At 57.0% G+C, this 3,422-nt stretch carries 4 protein-coding genes; 1 reads left to right on the top strand and 3 read right to left on the bottom strand.

The features are described from left to right. Positions 1 to 182: 182 nt before the first annotated feature. Complete coding sequence (gene asd, locus PAT3040_RS17325; protein WP_087566637.1) at positions 183 to 971, bottom strand: archaetidylserine decarboxylase; 789 nt, start codon at positions 969 to 971, stop codon at positions 183 to 185. Positions 972 to 1,191: 220 nt separating this feature from the next. Between asd and PAT3040_RS17320 the strand changes: the two genes are divergently transcribed. Next, a complete protein-coding gene (locus PAT3040_RS17320) occupies positions 1,192 to 1,878 on the top strand; it encodes an HAD family hydrolase (RefSeq protein ID WP_258235014.1) in 687 nt (228 codons plus the stop codon). Between the two features lie 107 nt (positions 1,879 to 1,985). Here PAT3040_RS17320 and PAT3040_RS17315 read toward each other — a convergent pair whose 3' ends face one another. Beyond that, a complete protein-coding gene (locus PAT3040_RS17315; RefSeq protein WP_108993694.1) occupies positions 1,986 to 3,230 on the bottom strand; it encodes a YheC/YheD family endospore coat-associated protein in 1,245 nt (414 codons plus the stop codon). Next, the coding region (locus tag PAT3040_RS36400) for an N-acetyltransferase (RefSeq protein WP_507763370.1) at positions 3,187 to 3,422 on the bottom strand (236 nt) is incomplete at its 5' end. The genes PAT3040_RS17315 and PAT3040_RS36400, both read right to left, overlap by 44 nt.

The raw sequence follows: 3,422 nt of genomic DNA, 5'->3' as shown, positions 1-3,422 counted from the left end.
GGACCGCGGCCCGCTGCCGATATCGCGCAGCCCAATGGCAGCCGCAAGCAAGAAGCGCGCTCTACTGAACTGAAGTCGGGATGCTAGCAAGCTGTCTGACCCTGGAGCAGCAAAAAAAGCGATAGCATGGCAAGGGGATCGTCCTTGACTGCTCTCGCTTTTATTTTTTTATCCACAAGTGTTTACTTTTTGGCCAGATCCCCTAATCGCTGCCCCATCCTGACTTTGGCGCCTACGCCAATCGCGCCGTCAGGGGAATAGGTGCCGTCCTCCATCAGGAGTACAACGGTGGAGCCGAATTCGAAGTAAGCAAGCTCGTCGCCCTTGGCCAGACGATTACGCTGAGGTTCGACGTATCGAATGCTGCTTACGTTCATGGCGCCTACCTTTACGACGGCAACTTCTCCGCCACCGTGCTTGATATATGTAACCAGCCTTTCGTTGCGGCTAAGCACTCGCGTCATGACCGTTAGTCCGAAATCGTTGACGGGATAAACCTTGCCTTTCAGGTGCTCGCGCTCCATGACGTCCCCTTCGATCGGGGAATGAATGCGATGGTAATCGGTAGGACTCAAATATAGGACGTAATAATATCCGTTCATATAACTAGCCGCGCGAGGGGTGCGGCCCAGCAATTCTTCGATGGTGTAATCTTGTCCCTTGACGCTTAGCATGGTTCCTTGATTAATGGAGCCTGCTCCGGTAATTAAAGCATCAACCGGACTGACGAGGCTGCGATCGCCATGATGAATGGCGCGGGAGCCTGGCTTCAGCCGGCGGGTGAAAAACTCATTGAGCGTCCGGTATTGCCCGAGTTCCTTCTCGGCTTCGTGCACGGCTATGCCGTACAGCTTGGCGAAGCGGGGGATAAAGACTCGGCTGGCGGACGATTGCGCGAACGTGCCCGTCATGCGGGAAATCCACTTGCGCGAATAGAGCTCGGTCATGGCCTTAAAGAGCCACTTGGTCATAACAGTCACGTCACGTCCTTTCCTTCTATGGCGGCAAGGCCCCGGGCCTTCCGTCCACCAAACAGTGTGACATAAACAGGCTATTTTATCAATAGCGGGAGACCTTCAGGGCAACTTCGGAAGCGACAGGTTTAACCTCGGAACGCCTTAAGTGTTCTTGCGGTTTGATCGGAGTATCCGGTATGATAGGCTGATAAATAGACAAAGGAGTGTGGAAAGCTTGACGGAAAATAATTCCGGCAACCCCGTTGCCGTAATCTTCGATATGGATGGAACGCTGTTCGAGACGGATACGCTGCTCGTCTCCGTACATCGCCGCGTGTTCCAAACGCTTCGGGAGGAAGGACTGTACGAGGGAGAAGCGCCGCCGGTGGAAGAGTTGCTCGCCTGCCTCGGCATGCTGCTTGAGGATATATGGCGAAGGCTGATGCCGGATTCAAGCGAGGAGGCGCGCGCCAGGGCCGACGTACTTCTGCTTCAGTACGAGCTTGAGGGGCTTGCGGCGGGTGAAGGCCGGCTGTACGCCGGTGTCAAAGAGACACTGGAGGCGCTCAAAGCAGGCGGCAGCAAGCTGTTCGTCGCCAGCAACGGATTGGAAGCGTACGTGAAGGAAATTGCCAAGCACAAAGGAATCGCGCATTTGTTCGACGGCTTGTACAGCGCGGGCGAATACGGCACGGCAAGCAAAGTGGATTTGGTAGCGAAACTGCTCCGGGATCATGGGCTTGCTTCCTCAAGGGATATCTGGATGGTAGGGGATCGTTCTTCTGACGTAGAAGCGGGAAGCAAGAACGGCTTAACCACCGTTGGATGCGCCTATGCCATCTACGGCAAAGCCGCCGAGCTATCGGACGCCGACAAACGCATCGGCAGCTTCCCGGAACTGCTTGCCATCAAACCGCAATAATAGCCGGACCATGGAACAGCCCGCCACCCCCGATTATCGGGATTGGCGGGCTTCGTACTCTAGGTCGTGTCTGAAAATCTGCTCCCCTCGGAGTATTCAGACACGCCCTAAAGGCGACGGCGTTTTTTTTTCGCGGATTTGCCCGGCTTTTCCGGAAGCAACGGCAATTCGTCTACATGCGGCGGATCCGGGGTGACGGGAGAGGAATCCGCATCATCGCCGGCTTCGCGAGCCGCAGCGGCGGAGGCCGTTTTGCGTTTCTTTTGCTTGAACCGCCAGAGGGCGTATTCCAGCGGCTTGACGATGGCTTGCCGATAGACTTCGGTCTCGCCTGCGCGGAAGAATACCTCCCGCGCTGGCTTCGGGTTCACCTCGATCAGCCAGATACGCCCGCTCTTGTCGATGGCCAGATCGATCGCCAGCTCGCACAAGGCACCGCAGACCAGTTCCAGATAGGAGGCGATTCCGACACCGAATTCCGCGACCTCCCGTTTTACGGCCTCTCGCTTGGCAGCGTCCGTGATCCATTGCTCCAGCAGCCCATCCATCTTCGCCGCGCGACCTCCGCCATGCAGATTGGCCGTAATGCTGCCTGGCGCGCCTATGCGACCTGCGCAGCCGGTCACGGTCCACTTGCCTTCGCCGTCCTTCTGGACGAGCAGCCGGTAATCATGGACGCAGCCGCTCGGCAGCTTAAGCTGGAGGCCTTGCTGCGCGATGTACCGAACCTCCTTCAGATTCCATTTGGAGAGATAGCTCCCGAGCTTGTCGCTGCTCATGCGCTGGGGAGACACGATTCTACGATTTTTATCGCGGCCTTGCACGGTCAGCGAACCGTCCTTTAACCGTTCGACCCTGAGAATGCCTCGTCCGCCGGTTCCGTTAATCGGCTTTAAGTATAGCAGCGGATGCGACCGCAGCATTTCCCGGACATCGTTCACGGAGTTGATATAACGTGTCTTGGGCAAGTAGGCGCCGAAGCGGCTGTCCTTCGACAGCAGGTTATGAATTTGCCACTTGTTGCGGAGCGGCTTGTTCAAGTAGGTCAGGCCGTCGTAGCGCGATCGGAATTTCAACAGTTGGTCGTACCGATGCGAATGCTGAATGCGGCAGCGATCGAAGACGAGAGTCGGGAAGCCGGTCCAGCGCCTCGTCCACCGTCCCGTTCCGGGGTGATAAAATAAACCTCGAATTCGGTCTCCGGAGAGGCTTACGTCCTGAGGCGTGAAGACAAATACATGCAAGCCAAGTTTCCGTCCTTCCGTCGTCATCCGTTCGTAATAGCGCCGTTCTTCGAGCGAGCCCGCATCATTGAGGTAGAGTGTCAATATGCCCAGTACGGGCTGCGTCATGCAGCATTCCCCTTTCGAACCTGAGCGTCGATTTGCCTGTCGGTCCCTTGTGAATGGACACGGCTTTCATGCCGATCCGGAAGCATAACGCCATGCTGGGCACATTATCGGCGGCCACATGGCAGGCCAGCCTCCCCAGTCTGCCGATCATCGCCTTCATCAGCACGGTCCCCGCGCCAAGCCTTCTCGCCC

This window comes from Paenibacillus agaridevorans (assembly GCF_003112455.1).
GTDB classification, from domain to species: Bacteria; Bacillota; Bacilli; order Paenibacillales; family Paenibacillaceae; genus Pristimantibacillus; species Pristimantibacillus agaridevorans.
This window is presented reverse-complemented; position numbering and strand designations above follow the sequence as displayed.